The sequence below is a fragment of the Streptomyces sp. NBC_01454 genome, from assembly GCF_036227565.1.
In the GTDB taxonomy this organism is placed as follows: Bacteria; Actinomycetota; Actinomycetes; order Streptomycetales; family Streptomycetaceae; genus Streptomyces.
Genome location: NZ_CP109460.1, coordinates 5,138,251 through 5,154,828, shown reverse-complemented (window position 1 = coordinate 5,154,828; position 16,578 = coordinate 5,138,251). Strand labels below are relative to the sequence as shown.

Here is a 16,578-nt window from a genome sequence, read left to right as displayed (position 1 = left end):
CATGCGCGAGGCGCGCACCTCTCCATGACTCTCCCCCGGCCTTCGGCCGGACGGACCCCCATACTGCGCTCACTCATGAGAGCGCCCTCCCGAGTGCGCGGCGGGCCAGGGCCGCCACCGTACGGCGCAGGTGCAGTGCGGCCGGCGGCAGGCCGGCCGGTTCCGAACCGTCCTCGGGCGGCGCCGGGTCGGGGATGCAGGCGGCGGCGACATAGTCACCGAAAGCCGTCAGCGCCTCGGGCACCAGGCCGCGTTCGCCGTCCCAGTCGATGAGCGAGGCCACCCACTGTTCGGCCTCCAGGGGGCGCAGCGGCATGGCGGCGACCGCGCCCACCGCGCAGCGCACCCCGCGCCGGGCCGGGTCCAGGACGAGCGCCACCGAAGCGGTGGCGCGGCCGGGGCCGGTGCGGCCGGTGGCCTTGAGGAAGGTCTGCGGGGCGTGCAGCAGCGGCACCCGTACGAAGCCGACGAGTTCGCCCGGGCTGAGCATCTCGCGGCCGGCCAGCAGATGGCTGACCGGGATCTCCCGGCGGCTGCCCCCGGGGCCGGCGATGATCACCGTGGCTTCGAGGGCGGCGAGCACCGGGAGGGTGTCGCCCGTGGGCGCGGAGGTCACGATGTTGCCGCCGAGGGTGCCGGCGTTGCGGATCTGCGGCGGGCCGGCGGCGCGGGCGGCCGCGGCCAGGCCGGGGATCAGGGCGGCGAAGTCGGGGCGTCCCATGCGGGCGAGGGTCAGGCCGGCGCCGAGCAGGGCGTGGCCGTCCAGGTATTGCCAGCCGCGGATCTCGCTGATCCGGTTGAGGCCCACGAGGGCTGCGGGTCTGAGGTGTCCGGCGTTGACCGCCGCCATGAGATCGGTGCCGCCCGCGACGGGCACGGCGGTGGGCATGGCGGTGAGCGCCGCCACCGCCTCGTCGAGCGAGGCCGGCAACGTCACCGTGTGCGACGCGTGCGGTGCGTGCGTGGTCAAGCCAGCTGCCCCTTCCCCGGTGTCCCGGCAGTTCCGCTCCGCCGTACGGTACGTGCTCACAGCCCGGACGTGGCAACTCTGGCACATCTTCCCGGGCCCTCGGCGCGAGGGTCCACGAAGCGGCGGTCGGTCCCCGGACAGAGATCGCGTCGTTCTCGTCGTGCTGGTCGTTCTGGTCGTGCTGGTCGTGCTGGTCGTTCTCGTCGATCTCGTCGCGCTCATCCGGTTTCGTCCGCCACCGACGGTACGGGCACTGCGGTGTGGCGCGTCGAGGACGGCGTCCGGCCGGTACGGCGGGACGCGCCCGCCGGCTACAGCGGTGCTCGGCACGGCGTGCGGGGGGACCGCCGTACCGCACCACCGTCCCAGGGCCCGGCCGCCCGGGCGCCCTCCTTGCACCGGGGCTCACACGTTTGGGGGCGCCCCGTCGATCGGGCGTCCGAGGACTCCGGGGCGTTTCTGCCAGGGGAGGGGGCCGCCGGGCGGGCGGTAGCCGACACCGAGGGCGTCGAGCCGGGCGTAGTGGACGGCCATCCGCCGGGTGAAGTCCCCGTAGTCGCGGTCGGCCGGTGCGGGCAGTCGTGACCAGGCGACCTCGGCGAAGGCGGTCAGCCGCGGAAACACCTGGTAGTCGAGGCGCTGCTGACTGTCCATGACCTCGGTCCAGGCGTTGGCCTGGGTGCCCAGGACGTGCGCGGCCTGGTCGGGGGACAGCTCGGGCGGCACCGGCTCGAAGCGGTAGACGTCCTCCAGGGTGCGGACGTAGCCGATCGGTACCGGCTCGTCCGGGGAGGCGTGCTGACGGTGGTCCAGATACACCTGCTGTTCGGGGCACATCACCACGTCGTGGCCGGATTTGGCGGCGGCGACACCGCCCGCGCAGCCGCGCCAGGAGCTGACCGCGGCGCCCTCGGCGAGGCCGCCCTCCAGGATTTCGTCCCAGCCGATCAGCCGGCGGCCGCGGGCGGCGAGCCAGCGGTCGAAGTGCCTGGTGAACCAGCTCTGCAGCTCGTCCTCGGCAGCCAGCGACAGCTCGGCCATCCGCGCCCGGGCGGTGGCGGACGCCCGCCACTGGTCCTTGGGGCACTCGTCGCCGCCGAGGTGCACGAACGGCGAGGGGAAGAGCGCCAGGACCTCTTCCAGCACGTGCTCGTAAAACCGCAGGGTGGTGTCGGTGGGTGCCAGTACGTTGGGGTTGACGCCCCAGGTGTCCCAAACCTTCAGGGAGGCGGTGTCGATGACGTCGGTGTTGCCGAGTTCCGGGTATGCCGCGATGGCGGCCTGGGAGTGCCCGGGGATATCGATCTCGGGGACGACGGTGATGTGCCGCCGGGCGGCGTAGGCGACGATCTCGCGGATGTCGTCCTGGGTGTAGTAACCGCCGTGCGGGCGCTCGTCCCAGAGCGGGGAGGCCCGGTGGCCGATCTTGGTGCGTTCCCGCCAACCGCCGACCTCGGTCAGCTTCGGATAGCGCGCGATCTCGATCCGCCAGCCCTGGTCGTCGGTCAGGTGGAGGTGGAGGACGTTGAGCTTGTGGGCGGCGAGCAGGTCGAGGTAGCGCAGTACCCCGTCCTTGGGCAGGAAGTGCCGTGCGACGTCGAGCAGCATGCCGCGCCAGGCGAAGCGGGGGCCGTCCTCGATGGTCTGCTGCGGCAGCACCGCCGCTCCCCCGTGGCTGAGCGGGGCGCGGCGGAAGGCCTGCGGACCGAGCAGCTGCCGCAGCGTCTGCGCGCCCCAGAAGACGCCGGCCGGCCCGCCGCCGGTGATCCGTACGCCCCAACGGCTCACGGCCTCCAGCCGGTAGCCCTCCTCCGGGAGGGCCGGGTCGAGGGTGAGGGCGAGGGTGTCCGGCGCCTCGTGGGGGCCGGGCGGCAGGGGCAGACCGAAGGCCGCGCCGAGGGTGGTGCGCAGCCACTGCGCGGTGTCCTCGGTTCCGGGCGAGGCCGCCAGCGCGGTGTCCGCACCTAGCCGGACCGCGCAGCGGTGGGGGCCGTCGATGCTCAGCGGGGCCGGGACCAGGCCGCCGCCCGGGGCCGTGGGGGTGGGGGTGTGCGGCATGCCCTCAGTCCTTCACCGCGCCGCCGGGGCTACGGGCCCGCGGCGCTGTACGGGTACGAAGAAGACCGGCACGGGGCCGTCGTCACGGGCGATGCTGCCATGACCGGGGCCCTCGGGGGCCGTAACTGCCGTGGTGGCGGAGGAGATTCACGGCGAGGAGCCGGGCGGAGCGGCCGCGCGCGGGCCGGGAGCGCCGCCGGAAGCCCGCGGCCTCCTGCCTCCCGCCCCTGTACGCCGCCCGGTGCACGCGTTCCCGGCACGGGCCGGGAACGGCGAAGGGCCCGGTCCACGAGGGACCCGGGCCCGATTCCGAGGCGGGTTGGCGCCGCCGTACGACGCCCGGCCGGGCGGCGGTGTCCTCAGCGCGTCGGTCCGCCCGCACGCGCGCGGGCGAGACCGGCCGCCGCCGGCCGGGAGTTACGGTCCGCGGCGGCTACTTCTTGCCGCCGTCCTTGCCGCCCTTGTCCTTGTCGCCGCCGGCGCCCATGGACTCGAAGATCTCCTTGCACATGGGGCAGACCGGGTACTTCTTCGGGTCGCGGCCCGGGACCCAGACCTTCCCGCACAGCGCCACGACGGGCGTGCCGTCGAGCGCACTCGCCATGATCTTGTCCTTCTGGACATAGTGGGCGAAGCGCTCGTGGTCGCCGTCGCCGTGCGACACCTGTGGTGTCGGCTCTACGAGGGTGCCCGTACCTGCCCCGCGCTCGGGCTCAACAGTGCTCATAACAGCCAAGGGTACTCACGCGCGCCACAACCCGGGAGCCTCGGCCCGGCGACGGTGACGGGCCGGGCGCGCGGCCCGGGCGGACGGCCTCGCTACGAGGCGACCGGCATGCCGCCCCGGTCCCCGGCCGTCAGGCCGAGCTTCACCGCGAAGGCCAGCGCGGCATCCGGCCGGACGTCGTACCAGGAGTCCTTGTCGCAGACCGCGTCCAGCAGCGCCGCGACGTCCGGCGCCCCGACCGTGCGGGCCGCGGCGACGGTGAGGAAGGCGCGGACCGCCGCACCGGGGTCGACCTCCGTCTCCGTCCTGGCCACCAGGTCCTCGACGAGCTTGTCGACCGCGGCCTCACCGGGCGCCGCCCAGTTCATCGCCATCGCCAGGCCGTCGTCCGGCATCTTGGCGGGATACGGCGCACGGGACCAGGCGCCGTCCTGCCACCAGTAGACGAACCCGAAGAGATTGCCCTCGGCGTCCTCCCGCAGTCGCTCCCAGGGCAGCCACTCGGGGCCGCCGGCCAGGAAGTCGATCTGCCGGCCCCCGTCGTGCGTGTAACTGCCGTCCGAGTCCTGGCCGCACAGCAGTGCCTGGCCGCCCTCGAACAGCTGCAACCGCCACCAGTAGCTGCCGCCGTCGTTCCAGCACTGCAGGCCGTTGCGGCCCCAGCTGTACTCGTCCCCGTCATCCACACCGGCGGCCACCACGGCCAGCGTCGCGGCACGCGCCCACAGGCGCTCCGGATGGTCGAGGTCCTCGGGCACGCTCGGCCTGTGCATGGCGCTCTCCCCCGTTTTCCGGCGCGGCCCCGCCGACGTGGCCGCGCACCCTCGCCTGTCACGTCCGAACCCTAGCGACGGGGTCCGACAATTCCCCATGACGAAGCCGCCACAATAATCCAGTAGTCAACAAAATCCGATCCCACGCGCCGGACGCCGGCAGCCGCCCGCCGACGCGCACCCGCACCCGCACCCGCACGGAGTTCAGTTCAGCGACGGGTCGTCCGGATACGTGGCCACCATCGCCAGTTCGTTGCGCTGCCGGCGCAGCACCGCGCGCCACAGCTGCTCCGGGTCGGGCGAGGACACGTCGCCGGGCTCGGACTCGACGACGTACCAGGCACCCTCGACGAGTTCGTCCTCCAGCTGGCCCGGCCCCCAGCCCGCGTACCCGGCGAAGATCCGCAGACTGCCGAGGACCGCCGCGAGGAGCTCCGGCGGGGCCTCCAGATCGACCAGGCCGATCGCCCCGTGCACCCTGCGCCAGCCCAGCGGCTCATCACCCGATGGGACGTCCGCCCGGTCCGCGGCCGGGGCGGCCGGCGCACCGGCCGGCTCCGCGCCGTCCCCGCCCGCCGGAGTGGCCCCGTCCACGGAGTGGATGCCGCCCTCGCCGGAGAGCCCGCCAGGCACCACGGCCACCCCGAGCGCGGAGTCCAGCGACACCGGGCCGCCCTGGAAAACCACCCCCGGTTCACCGGCCAGCGCGGCCCAGGGTGCGAGGATGTCCGCGACACCTACCGGCGTGGGACGGTTGAGGACCACGCCGAGGGAGCCCTCCTCGTCGTGGTCGAGGAGCAGCACCACCGCGCGGTCGAAGTTCGGATCGGCGAGCGCGGGCGTCGCGACAAGTAGCCGCCCTGTGAGCGAGGACACCTCGGTCATGGCCACATGATCCCGCACTTCTGCCCGGAGCGGGGAGTCAACGCCCGGGCCCGTGCGAGAGCAGGGCAGGGCGTACGGCTGCAGCACCGGCGCACACCCTGCGACACCTAATAGCCCATTCAAGACATTCACCGACAGATTCAGCCAAAGGTCGATTACAGATCAAAGGCAGACCGTAGCGGAGCGTGCTGTGACAAAGCCATTACACGCATGAATCCTGCACGGGCCTTCGGACTCACCCCCGGCCGCCCTTACCATTTCAGCTTGGCCCCTGCCCGTCTCCAGGAACGCGAGATCCATGACCGTCTCTACTGACGACGTACTGCTTGTCCACGGCGGCACCCCGCTCGAGGGCGAGATCCGGGTTCGCGGTGCGAAGAACCTTGTGCCCAAGGCCATGGTCGCCGCCCTGCTCGGCAGCGGCCCCAGCCGGCTGCGCAATGTGCCCGACATCCGCGACGTACGCGTGGTGCGCGGGCTGCTGCAACTGCACGGCGTCACGGTGCGCCCGGGCGACGAGCCGGGGGAGCTGATCCTCGACCCGTCGCACGTGGAGAGCGCCAACGTCGCGGACATCGACGCGCACGCGGGCTCCTCGCGGATCCCGATCCTGTTCTGCGGCCCGCTGCTGCACCGCCTCGGCCACGCCTTCATCCCGGGCCTGGGCGGCTGCGACATCGGCGGCCGCCCGGTGGACTTCCACTTCGACGTGCTGCGCCAGTTCGGCGCGACGATCGAGAAGCGCGCCGACGGGCAGTATCTGGAGGCCCCGCACCGGCTGCGCGGCACCAAGATCCGGCTGCCGTACCCGTCGGTCGGCTCGACCGAACAGGTGCTGCTGACCGCCGTCCTGGCCGAGGGCGTCACCGAGCTGTCGAACGCCGCCGTGGAACCGGAGATCGAGGACCTCATCTGCGTGCTGCAGAAGATGGGCGCGATCATCTCCATGGACACCGACCGGACGATCCGGATCACCGGTGTCGACAAGCTCGACGGCTACACCCACCGCGCCCTCCCGGACCGCCTGGAGGCCGCCTCCTGGGCGTCCGCGGCGCTGGCCACCGAGGGCAACATCTTCGTCCGCGGCGCGCAGCAGCGGTCGATGATGACCTTCCTCAACACCTTCCGCCGGGTCGGTGGCGCCTTCGAGATCGGTGACGAGGGCATCCGCTTCTGGCACCCGGGCGGTTCGCTCAACGCCATCGCCCTGGAGACCGACGTCCACCCCGGCTTCCAGACCGACTGGCAGCAGCCGCTGGTCGTCGCGCTGACCCAGGCGTCGGGCCTGTCGATCGTGCACGAGACGGTGTACGAGTCCCGGCTCGGCTTCACCTCCGCGCTCAACCAGATGGGCGCGCACATCCAGCTCTACCGCGAGTGCCTGGGCGGTTCCGCCTGCCGTTTCGGCCAGCGCAACTTCCTGCACTCCGCGGTCGTCTCCGGACCGACCCGGCTGCAGGGCTCCGACCTGGTCATCCCCGACCTGCGCGGCGGCTTCTCGTATCTGATCGCGGCGCTGGCGGCGCAGGGCACCTCCCGGGTGCACGGCATCGACCTGATCAACCGCGGCTACGAGAACTTCATGGAGAAGCTCGTGGAGCTGGGCGCCAAGGTCGAGCTGCCGAACGGCGCACTGCGCAACTGACCGCGGCAGCGCGGACTCCCGACGGCTGACGACAGCGGGCCCCGGCGTACACCGCCGGGGCCCGCTGCCGTGCGCGCTCCCGCCCGTTGTCCCGGACGTACCGGGCAGCCGGCTCACGAGGCACGCGCGACACGCGGGCCTGCCGGGCACCCGCACAACTCGGCGGGCGCGGCACACGGTTCGGGCCGGCCGCCGCCGGCGCCCCGCCGGACGACACCGCAAGTCGCCCGGTGACGCACACGGAACGGGCCCGGCATCACCCGTACGGGCGCCCGTACGGACCGGGCGGGCCACCGCCGGGGCCGCGCGGACACGCCGGACGCCGATGACACCCCAGGGGCGCCCCGGTACCGCCTCACCGCGGTCGCCGCCGGTACCGATCGTGCCCAGCGCGCCCTTTCCGGCCCTGTACGCCCCTGGTGGCCTCTCTCGCGGGCGCGGGCCCGGAAGGCCTTCCCTTCCCCCGGCCGGCCGGTTGGGGCCGTCCACCGGCCGTCCTTGGCGTGGCATGCGTCAGGGCGGCCACCCCTGGAAGGGATGGCCGCCCTGGCGTGCCGTACGGAGAGGGTTACTTACCCTTGGCGGCTTCCTTGAGCTTGGAGCCCGCGGAGACCTTCACGCTGTAGCCGGCCGGGATCTGGATCGGGTCGCCGGTCTGCGGGTTGCGCGCGGTGCGAGCGGCACGGTGGGTGCGCTCGAAGGTCAGGAAGCCGGGGATGGTGACCTTCTCGTCGCCCTTGGCGACGACCTCGCCGGTCACCTCGGCGAGGGCGGCCAGAACGGCGTCGGCGTCCTTGCGGGTCACCTCGGCGCGATCGGCCAGAGCGGCCACCAGCTCACTGCGGTTCATGTTTGTACTCCCGTGTTCTTCTTGCCAATGAGGCGTGAGATCGAAGCCGATGCTGCCAGGGTCCTCGGACAGTCCCCGGACCCGGGTCTGATGCCAGACCCTCTCGCCCGATTACGCATCCTGCCCCTACCTGCGGCGGTAAAGCCAATCCGGCACCCAGGAGGGTCACACGAAAAGCGCCACTGCCTCGTTAGTGGTCACGCTCCGTATCAATCCCGCTCCGGGCCGGCCCCACAGGGCGGCGGTCGCTTGCTGCCCGCCACCCTATGGGCGCCCCAACGACGGCGTGTCCAGCGACGCGCCGTATCAGACCGTCGTGGCGGCCGTCACAGCCTGATCGCCGCTCTTCGCCGCGTTCCGTACCGCGTCGGCCACCGCGCCCGCGACCTTCTCGTTGAAGACGCTGGGGATGATGTAGTTCGGGTTGACCTCGTCCTCCAGGACGACGTTCGCGAGGGCGCCGGCCGCGGCCAGCATCATCTCGGTGTTCACCGTACGGGAGTGGGCGTCGAGGAGGCCGCGGAAGACACCGGGGAACACCAGGACGTTGTTGATCTGGTTGGGGAAGTCGGAGCGGCCGGTGGCCACCACGGCGGCGGTCTGCCGGGCGACGGTCGGGTCGACCTCCGGGTCGGGGTTGGCGAGCGCGAAGACGATCGCCCCCTCGGCCATCTTCGCGACGTCCGCGCCGTCCAGGACGTTGGGCGCGGAGACGCCGATGAAGACGTCCGCGCCGACCACGGCCTCCTTGAGGGTGCCGGTGACGCCCTCCGGGTTGGTGTTGTCGGCGATCCAGCGCAGCGGCGAATCCGGGTCGGCGTCGACCAGGTCCGGGCGGCCGGCGTGCACCACACCGTGGATGTCGGCCACGACGGCGTGCCGGACGCCGGCCGCGATCAGCAGCTTGAGGATGGCGGTACCGGCCGCGCCCGCGCCGGACATCACGACCCGGACGTCCTCGGTCTTCTTGCCGACGACGCGCAGCGCGTTGGTGAGCGCGGCGAGCACCACGATGGCGGTGCCGTGCTGGTCGTCGTGGAAGACCGGGATGTCCAGGGCCTCACGCAGCCGCGCCTCGATCTCGAAGCAGCGGGGAGCGGAGATGTCCTCCAGGTTGATGCCGGCGAAGCCGGGGGCGATGGCCTTGACGATCTCCACGATCGCGTCGGTGTCCTGGGTGTCCAGGCACAGCGGCCAGGCGTCGATGCCGGCGAAGCGCTTGAAGAGGGCCGCCTTGCCCTCCATGACGGGCAGCGCGGCCTTGGGGCCGATGTTGCCCAGGCCCAGCACCGCGGAGCCGTCCGTGACGACCGCGACGCTGTTGCGCTTGATCGTCAGCCGGCGGGCGTCCTCGGGGTTGTCGGCGATGGCCTGGCAGACGCGGGCGACGCCGGGGGTGTAGATCATCGAGAGGTCGTCACGGTTGCGGATGGGGTGCTTCGACGACATCTCGATCTTGCCGCCGAGGTGCATCAGGAAGGTACGGTCGGAGACCTTGCCGAGCGAGACGCCCTCGATGCCGCGCAGCTTGGAGACGATCTCGTCCGCGTGCGCGGTGGACGACGCGGCGATGGTGACGTCGATCCGGAGTTTCTCGTGGCCGGATGCCGTCACGTCGAGGCCGGTGACCGAGCCGCCGGAGGATTCCACGGCCGTGGTGAGCTGGCTGACGGCGGTGCCGCTCGCGGGTACTTCCAGTCGCACCGTCATCGAGTACGAGACGCTTGGCGCCGTTGCCATGGCCGACTTCCTCTGCTTTCCCTGGTTCTTTGTGCGGCTCCACGACCCGGGGTACCAGGTCCGGAGCAATGTTGACCGATCGTCGCACCTACCAGCCGGTACGCGGTAACCAGCCACGGCTTTCGGAATCGCGATTCCACCATACGAGAGGCTCTCGGGGATGCGGAACCCCCCCGGGGAGCGGTGGCGGGGAACGCCCGGCAACGGCCATCCGCCCGTCGCCCGCCGTTCACGCGACACCCAACGACCGCGGGCGCCCCTCCCGCAGGAGAGACGCCCGTAGTCGACGGTCTGAGCGGCACCGACCCGCCATGCTCGCCTCGCGGCAAGTGGTCGCTCGTAGCGACGATGGTTGGGCCCGGGGGCTTGGATCGAGCCGGTGCCGTCACCCAGGCTAACAAACCATCCCCGGAAGCGAATCCCGTCCCGGGGGGCCGATTCGAAGACCCCTCGTACGGCGGCGCCCGGCACCCGGCCGGGGCCGCCGTACGGGTGCCGGACAGGGCCGGCCGGGGTCAGTCCCGCAGCAGGTCGGGCACGTGGGCCGCATCCGGCTCGTCCCGTTCGGCCGACAGTACGGTCAGCTGCTGGGTGGCCCGGGTCAGCGCCACATACAGGACCCGCAGCCCGGCCGGGGACTCATCCGCGATCTCGGCGGGCGAGACCACGAGGGTCGCGTCGTACTCCAGACCCTTGGCCTCCAGGGAACCCAGCGCCACCACCCGCTCGCCCAGCGGGGCCAGCCAACTGCGGGCCTGCTCGCGTCGGTTCATGGCCACCACGACGCCGACCGTGCCGTCCACCTCGCCCAGCAGCCGCTCGGCCTCGGCGACCGTGGCCCGCGCCAGCGCCGTGTCACCGGCCGGCGCGCCACCGTCGCCGTCGGGGGCGGCGAGCGCGAAGCGGGGCTCCAGACCCGTGGAACGCACCGCCTTCGGCGACTCCATGCCGGGCATCGCCAGCGCCAGCACTTTGGACGCCAGGTCGGCGATCTCCGCGGGGTTGCGGTAGTTCACGGTGAGGGTGAAGCGACGGCGCGGGCGGGTGCCGAGTGCCTCGTCGCGGGCGGCGGCGGCCTCGTCCGGATCGGACCACGAGGACTGCGCCGGGTCGCCGACCACGGTCCAGGTCGCGTGCCGGCCGCGGCGGCCGACCATCCGCCACTGCATCGGCGTCAGGTCCTGGGCCTCGTCGACGATGACATGGGCGTAGTCGGTGCGCTCCTCCTCCAGCCGGTCGCGCCGGCGGCGGCCACCGCCGCTGCGGTCGGCGAAGGTCGTGAGCTCCTCCAGGCCCGTCAGATGGTCCAGCGGATCGGCCTCGCGGGGGCGGGGCGGGCGCATCGGGGCGCCGAGGATCAGCTGCAGTTCGTCCAGCAGGGCGATGTCGTGCACCGACAGCGGGCCCGCGCCGCGGTCGTCCAGCCGCTGGAGCGAGCGGGCCAGTTGGCGCACCTCGCGCTGGTTGAGGACCCGGCGCGCCCAGCGGCCCAGCAACCGCTCGTCGGCCATCGCGGCCAGCACCCCGCGCGGGGTCAGCTCGGGCCACCAGGCGTCCAGGAAGTCCTGGAAGTCCTGCTCGGTGGTGATGTCCTCGTCGAAGCCCTCGCGGGCCTCGGCGGCGAGTTCGGGGTCGGTGTAGCGGCGGGCGGCGCCGGAGCGGGCCCACAGCGCGTCCAGGATCAGCCGGCGGGCGCGCGGGCGCAGCAGGTTGACCGGTGCGGTGCCGCCCAGCGCGGACTGCCGGATGGCGTGGAGCTCGTCGGCGTCCAGCTCGATCCGGCCGCCGAAGGCGACGACCCGCAGCCGGGCGGGGGCGGCCGCGGCGGGCCGGGTGGGTCTGGAGCGGGTGCGGCGGCCGCGGCGGGCGCCCGGGGCGGGGCCGGGGTCCGGGGGCGGGGCGAAGAGGTCCTCCAGGGACAGCTGGGCGTCCCCGTCCGCGGTGGCCGCACCGGCGCCGTCCGGCGGCGCCGCAGGGCCCGCCAGCTCCAGCGCCCCGCGGGCCGCCCTGCGCAGCAGCTTCTGCATCCGCGCGGAGCCCTTGATCCGGGCCACGGCCGGCGGGTCGTACGCGGTCGTCTCGGCGCCGTCGACCAGCGAGCCCAGCGCCCGGATGGCGACCTGGCCCTCCTCGCCGAGGGAGGGCAGCACGCCTTCGGTGTACGCGACCAGCAGCGGGGTCGGGGAGACGATCAGGATGCCGCCCGCGTAGCGGCGGCGGTCCTGGTAGAGGAGGTAGGCGGCGCGGTGCAGGGCGACGGCGGTCTTGCCCGTCCCGGGCCCGCCCTCGACCTCGGTGACGGAGGCGGCGGGGGCCCGGATCACCATGTCCTGCTCGGCCTGGATGGAGGCGACGATGTCCCGCATGGTGTGGCTGCGGGCCCGGCCCAGCGCGGCCATCAGCGCGCCGTCGCCGATCGCCGGCAGCTCACGGCCGTCCAGCGTCGCGGTGACCTCCGGGCGCATCAGATCGTCCTCGACGCCGAGGACCTTGCGGCCCTTGGAGCGGACCACCCGCCGGCGGACGACCCGGCCGGGCGCGACGGGGGTGGCCCGGTAGAAGGGCGCGGCGGCCGGCGCCCGCCAGTCGATGACCAGCGGGGAGTAGTCCGCGTCGAGGACACCGAGGCGGCCGATGTGCAGCGTCTCGGCGATCTCGGCGCGGTTGTTCTCGATCGCGCCGTCGGCGGGTTCGACGGAGGTGAAGGCGCCGTCGGGGCCCTTCTTGCCGTCCTTGCCGAGGAGCAGGTCGATCCGGCCGAAGAGGAAGTCCTCGTACTCGGAATTCAGGCGGTGGAGATGGACTCCGGCCTGGAAGACCTGGGCGTCGCGTTCGGCGAGTGCGCCGGGCGTGCCGACCTGGCCGCGCCTGGCGGCGTCGTCCATCAGGAACTCAGCCTCGTGGATCTTCTCCTCGAGGCGCCGGTAGACGCGGTCCAGATGCGTCTGCTCGGACTCGATCTCACGGTCGCGTACGGAATCCGAAGCGTGATCCGGTGCGTGCGTGGCGTTGTGCGCGGCCACCCAGGCCCCCTTCTGCTGTGCGTAGGGCAGCCGTCAACCGTACGCGAACCGGGCATCATGCGCACCTGGCGAGAAGGACAAAGTCGGGCGAGTCCGGTCGGATGTTGATCTCAGAGGGTGACGCGGAGGTGTTCCGGGGTGATCGGCAGGGGGAGGGCCGGGCCGGGCCGTGGCGGGCGCCCCGGGCCGTACCCCGGACCGGGGCGCCCGAGGACGGGCCTCAGACGTTCACCTTCGCCAGCCGTTTGCCGTCCAGCGTGTTGATCTCGAAGTGGTCGATGTCGCCGCGGTTGAGGGCCGCGCCGCCCGCCGCGTACAGGGGCTCGCGGTTCCACTTCGCGGCGCTTCCCGGGATGCCGTAGCCGCCCTTGGGGACGGCCCAGGTCGTGACGGTCTGCCGCTTGCCGTCCTTGCCGACGGCGACCAGATCGCAGGCGAGCGGGCCCTTGACATTGGCCAGCTCAAGGACGACCTGGGTGCCCCAGGGCCGGGTGGCCATGGAGACGCCGGCCGACACCTTGGTGTCCGGGTCGACGGAGCTCACCTTCTCGCCCGCCGCGTACTGGGCCCGGACGGCGTTCGCCAGCGGCGGCGCCGGAGGGCTCTGCGGGGCCGCCGCCCCCTTCAGGGCGAAGGTGGCCAGCGGTCCGCCGACGATCAGTACGACGGCCGCGGCGACCAGGAACAGCCGGCGCCGGGCACGGCTGCGGCGGGTGACGGTCACCTCGCCGAGCAGCCCGTCGAGCATCGCCGGGCCGGGCACGGCGGTGATCGTCTGCGGGGTGGGGGCGGACTGCTTGAACTCGGCCAGCACCGGTGTGAGACGCATCAGTTGTTCGAGCTCGGCCGCGCACCGGTCGCAGCCGACGAGATGCGCCTCGAACCGGTCCGCGTCGGCGGCGTCCAGGACGCCCAGGGCGTAGGCGCCGACGTCGGTGTGCCGGTCCGGTGGCATGGGCGGGGTCACTCCGTTACTCCTCGTTCCTCGAGCGAGAGCTTCAGGGAGCGCAGCGCGTAGAACACCCGGGACCGTACGGTCCCGGCCGGCACCCGCAGCACTTGTGCCGCCTCGCTGACCGTACGCTCCTTGAAGTACGTCTCGACGAGGGCCTCTCGGTGGGCCTTGCTCAGATCGCTCAGCGCCTCGGAGATCGTCATCAGCCGCAGCGCCCGGTCGATCACATCGGCGGCGGGCATCGTCTCCAGCGGCGTCGCGTCGACCTCCTGCGGCCGCGCCTGGCGGCTGCGGTGCCCGTCGATCACGATCCGCCGGGCGACGGTCACCAGCCAGGGCCGGATGGATCCGGTCGCCCGCTGCAACTGATCGGCGTTGCGCCAAGCACGGACCAGCGTCTCCTGCACCACGTCCTCCGCGCGATGCCGGTCGCCCGCCACCAAGCGCAGGACGAAAGCGAGAAGCGGGCCCGCATGATCGTCATAGAGGGCTCGCATGAGCTCCTCGTCAGGTGTCGTCCTGTCTGCCACGACGGCATCCTTACGCACTCCAACTCCCGGGTCGATAGCTCAGATCGCCCAAGATCGCCGGGGACCGTGCCATGAATCGGACTTGCGGTGAGGAGTACGGACGGGACGGACGGGGTGTTCAGCGGCCGGCGGAATATTTTTCCGCAGTGCGCACCGTTCAACTGAAGTTGCAGGTCAGGGAGCTGACGTGAAGTGGGGGGCGAGGCCAGGGCCTCGGCAGGGTCTCGCGACGTCCGTTTGGGGGGGATGCTGGACGTTGGCCCTCCATCGCATCTTGCCCAAGCCCGTGGCGGCACCGGGTGACGACCGGCAGCCACCGGACCTGCCCAGACGCCAAAAACGTCAGCCCGAAACGGCATCGATGTCACCACATCACCGGCCCGGAGGAGAGCTGCCGGCCCAGGTCCCCACACTCCGGGATGTGTTACACAGGGCGTAATCAAAGGGGTATTTTGCAGCAGCTCAAGCTCGGAATCATGTCGCAGACCCGCAAAGAGAACGAGCACCGTCTGCCGATCCACCCAGCGCACTTCGCACGCATCGACGCCGATCTCCGGCCCAGCATCCATCTCCAGACCGGTTACGGAGAGCACTTCGGTGTCCCGGACAGTCAACTCGCACCGTGGGTCGCCGGTTTCCGCCGACGCCAGGAGCTGATCGCGGAGTGTGACGTCATCCTGCTGGCCAAACCGCTGCACGAGGATCTGGCGGAGCTGCGGGACGGGCAGGTGCTGTGGGGGTGGCCGCACTGCGTGCAGGACGCGAAGGTCACGCAGGCCGCCATCGACCGCAGGCTCACCGTGATCGCCTTCGAGGCGATGAACCACTGGACCCGGGAGGGTTCGTTCAACCTGCACGTCTTCCACAAGAACAACGAGCTGGCCGGCTACTCGTCGGTGCTGCACGCCATGCAGCTGACCGGTGCGACCGGTGACTACGGGCGCCGGCGGCGTGCGGTGGTGATCGGCTTCGGCGCCACCGCCCGCGGCGCGGTCACCGCGCTCAGCGCGCTGGGCGTTCACGAAGTGGACGTGCTGACTGCCCGCGGCGTCACCGCCGTCAGCTCACCGATCCACTCGGCGCGGATCGTGCACTTCGACCACGACGTGGCCGACGACACGCTCGACCCGCGTCGCAGCATCGTGCTCACCGAGGACGGCCCGGAGCCGCTGGCCGAGTTCCTCGCCCAGCACGACATCATCGTCAACTGCGTGCTCCAGGACACCGCGGCGCCGCTGATGTTCCTGATAAAGGAGGACTTGCCGAAGCTCGCGCCCGGCACCCTCGTTATCGACGTCTCCTGCGACGAGGGCATGGGCTTCGCCTGGGCCCGGCCGACCACCTTCAACGACCCGATGTTCACCGTCGGCGACCACGTCCACTACTACGGCGTGGACCACAGCCCCTCCTACCTGTGGGACGCGGCCACCTGGGAAAACAGCGAGGCGCTGATCCCGTTCCTGCGACCGGTCCTCGAAGGACCGGCCGGCTGGGACGGTGACGGCACGATCCGCCGGGCGATCGAAATCCGCGGCGGCACCGTCCAGAACCCCGCGGTCCTGGCCTTCCAGCACCGCGCCGAACAGTACCCGCACGCGCTGCTCTGAGCCGGTGCCGTCCGGTCGACGGCGTACCCGCACCACGCCAGCCCCGTGACCTGCAACTTCAGGTGGAAACTTGCTCAGTAGGCACGGGCCCCTGACCGGCGCTTCCGTCCTGCTGCCGGCGCACCGTCGTACGCCTGCGGTGCCGCGCCACCCGCTCCCGGTTGCCGCACACCTCGCTGGAGCACCAACGGCGGCGCCGGCCGCGGGAGGTGTCCAGGTAGACCAACGTGCAGCTCTCGCCCTCGCACTGGCGGAGCTGCCGGCGGGCCTCCACGTCGGTCAGCAGCCCGATCGCGTCCCGGGCCACCGCGGCCAGCAGCCCGGCGCAGTCGGGCGGGCCGGGGAGCGTGCGGGCCAGGGCACCGTCCGCGGCCCGTACGGCACATACGGCGGGCGGCACTCCGGCCCCGGCCGCAGAGTTGAGCAGCGCCAGATCGGCGTCGGCCGCCCGGCCCCGCAGCTCGTCGTGCACCACCCGGCGCAGCAGCTCCCGCAGCGCGCGGAAGCGGCCGAGCCAGCGGCCGTCGACACCGTCCAGCGGGGTGCCGGGCGGCACCAGGCCGGCGCCGACCAGCCAGGACCGCAACTCCTCGGGGCCGGCGAGCCGTTCGGCCGGGATGCCGCCGGCCGTGGCCGCCAGGTCCAGGCAGATCCGCCCGCAGTCGAACCGCAGGTCACCATGCGCCGCCATGTGCCTGTCACTCCTTAGGGACCACACACCTGTGCCCTCAGAGTGCCCGGCGCACGGTCCGGCCGGAACCCTCCGGGGTCGGCCACTCCGGGGAGGGGGTGCACGTAGCCGCGGTGAGTAGACC

At 72.4% G+C, this 16,578-nt stretch carries 13 protein-coding genes; 2 read left to right on the top strand and 11 right to left on the bottom strand.

What is annotated here, in order from left to right:
* Positions 1 to 73 precede the first annotated feature (73 nt).
* The 5 genes from OIU81_RS22815 to OIU81_RS22795 all read right to left on the bottom strand — a co-directional run bounded on the left by OIU81_RS22815 (position 74) and on the right by OIU81_RS22795 (position 5,413).
* A complete protein-coding gene (locus OIU81_RS22815; protein WP_329150749.1) occupies positions 74 to 970 on the bottom strand; it encodes an FAD binding domain-containing protein in 897 nt (298 codons plus the stop codon).
* A gap of 405 nt (positions 971 to 1,375) precedes the next feature.
* Positions 1,376 to 3,028, bottom strand: coding sequence for a beta-N-acetylhexosaminidase (locus OIU81_RS22810; protein ID WP_329150747.1), 1,653 nt, complete (start codon positions 3,026 to 3,028; stop codon positions 1,376 to 1,378).
* Between the two features lie 433 nt (positions 3,029 to 3,461).
* Positions 3,462 to 3,755 (bottom strand): DUF3039 domain-containing protein, encoded by a 294-nt coding sequence (locus OIU81_RS22805; protein WP_078568732.1) that lies wholly within the window; start codon positions 3,753 to 3,755, stop codon positions 3,462 to 3,464.
* A gap of 92 nt (positions 3,756 to 3,847) precedes the next feature.
* The gene (locus OIU81_RS22800; protein WP_329150745.1) at positions 3,848 to 4,528 is read right to left on the bottom strand and encodes a hypothetical protein; all 681 of its coding nucleotides are present in this window, start codon (positions 4,526 to 4,528) and stop codon (positions 3,848 to 3,850) included.
* A gap of 204 nt (positions 4,529 to 4,732) precedes the next feature.
* A complete protein-coding gene (locus tag OIU81_RS22795) occupies positions 4,733 to 5,413 on the bottom strand; it encodes a YqgE/AlgH family protein (RefSeq protein WP_329150742.1) in 681 nt (226 codons plus the stop codon).
* A gap of 298 nt (positions 5,414 to 5,711) precedes the next feature.
* Here OIU81_RS22795 and murA point away from each other — a divergent pair, with 298 nt between their 5' ends.
* Complete coding sequence (gene murA, locus OIU81_RS22790; protein ID WP_329150740.1) at positions 5,712 to 7,058, top strand: UDP-N-acetylglucosamine 1-carboxyvinyltransferase; 1,347 nt, start codon at positions 5,712 to 5,714, stop codon at positions 7,056 to 7,058.
* 568 nt (positions 7,059 to 7,626) lie between these two features.
* Here the strand turns inward: murA and OIU81_RS22785 are convergent.
* The 5 genes from OIU81_RS22785 to OIU81_RS22765 form a co-directional block, all read right to left on the bottom strand.
* On the bottom strand, positions 7,627 to 7,908 hold the full coding sequence (locus tag OIU81_RS22785) for an HU family DNA-binding protein (RefSeq protein WP_006605312.1): 282 nt from the start codon (positions 7,906 to 7,908) through the stop codon (positions 7,627 to 7,629).
* A 306-nt stretch (positions 7,909 to 8,214) separates the two neighbouring features.
* Positions 8,215 to 9,648, bottom strand: a complete 1,434-nt coding sequence (locus OIU81_RS22780; protein WP_329150738.1) for an NAD-dependent malic enzyme — start codon at positions 9,646 to 9,648, stop codon at positions 8,215 to 8,217.
* A 515-nt stretch (positions 9,649 to 10,163) separates the two neighbouring features.
* Entirely contained in the window at positions 10,164 to 12,671 is a 2,508-nt protein-coding gene (locus tag OIU81_RS22775; RefSeq protein ID WP_329150736.1) for a HelD family protein, read from the bottom strand.
* A gap of 220 nt (positions 12,672 to 12,891) precedes the next feature.
* A complete protein-coding gene (locus tag OIU81_RS22770) occupies positions 12,892 to 13,638 on the bottom strand; it encodes an anti-sigma factor family protein (RefSeq protein WP_329150734.1) in 747 nt (248 codons plus the stop codon).
* Positions 13,635 to 14,174, bottom strand: a complete 540-nt coding sequence (locus tag OIU81_RS22765; protein ID WP_129278968.1) for a sigma-70 family RNA polymerase sigma factor — start codon at positions 14,172 to 14,174, stop codon at positions 13,635 to 13,637. Before OIU81_RS22765 ends, OIU81_RS22770 begins: the two co-directional genes overlap by 4 nt.
* A 434-nt stretch (positions 14,175 to 14,608) precedes the next feature.
* Between OIU81_RS22765 and OIU81_RS22760 the strand changes: the two genes are divergently transcribed.
* Positions 14,609 to 15,763, top strand: coding sequence for a N(5)-(carboxyethyl)ornithine synthase (locus tag OIU81_RS22760; protein WP_329150728.1), 1,155 nt, complete (start codon positions 14,609 to 14,611; stop codon positions 15,761 to 15,763).
* Positions 15,764 to 15,821: 58 nt separating this feature from the next.
* Here the strand turns inward: OIU81_RS22760 and OIU81_RS22755 are convergent, their stop codons facing one another.
* A complete protein-coding gene (locus OIU81_RS22755; RefSeq protein WP_329150726.1) occupies positions 15,822 to 16,454 on the bottom strand; it encodes a CGNR zinc finger domain-containing protein in 633 nt (210 codons plus the stop codon).
* Positions 16,455 to 16,578 lie beyond the last annotated feature (124 nt).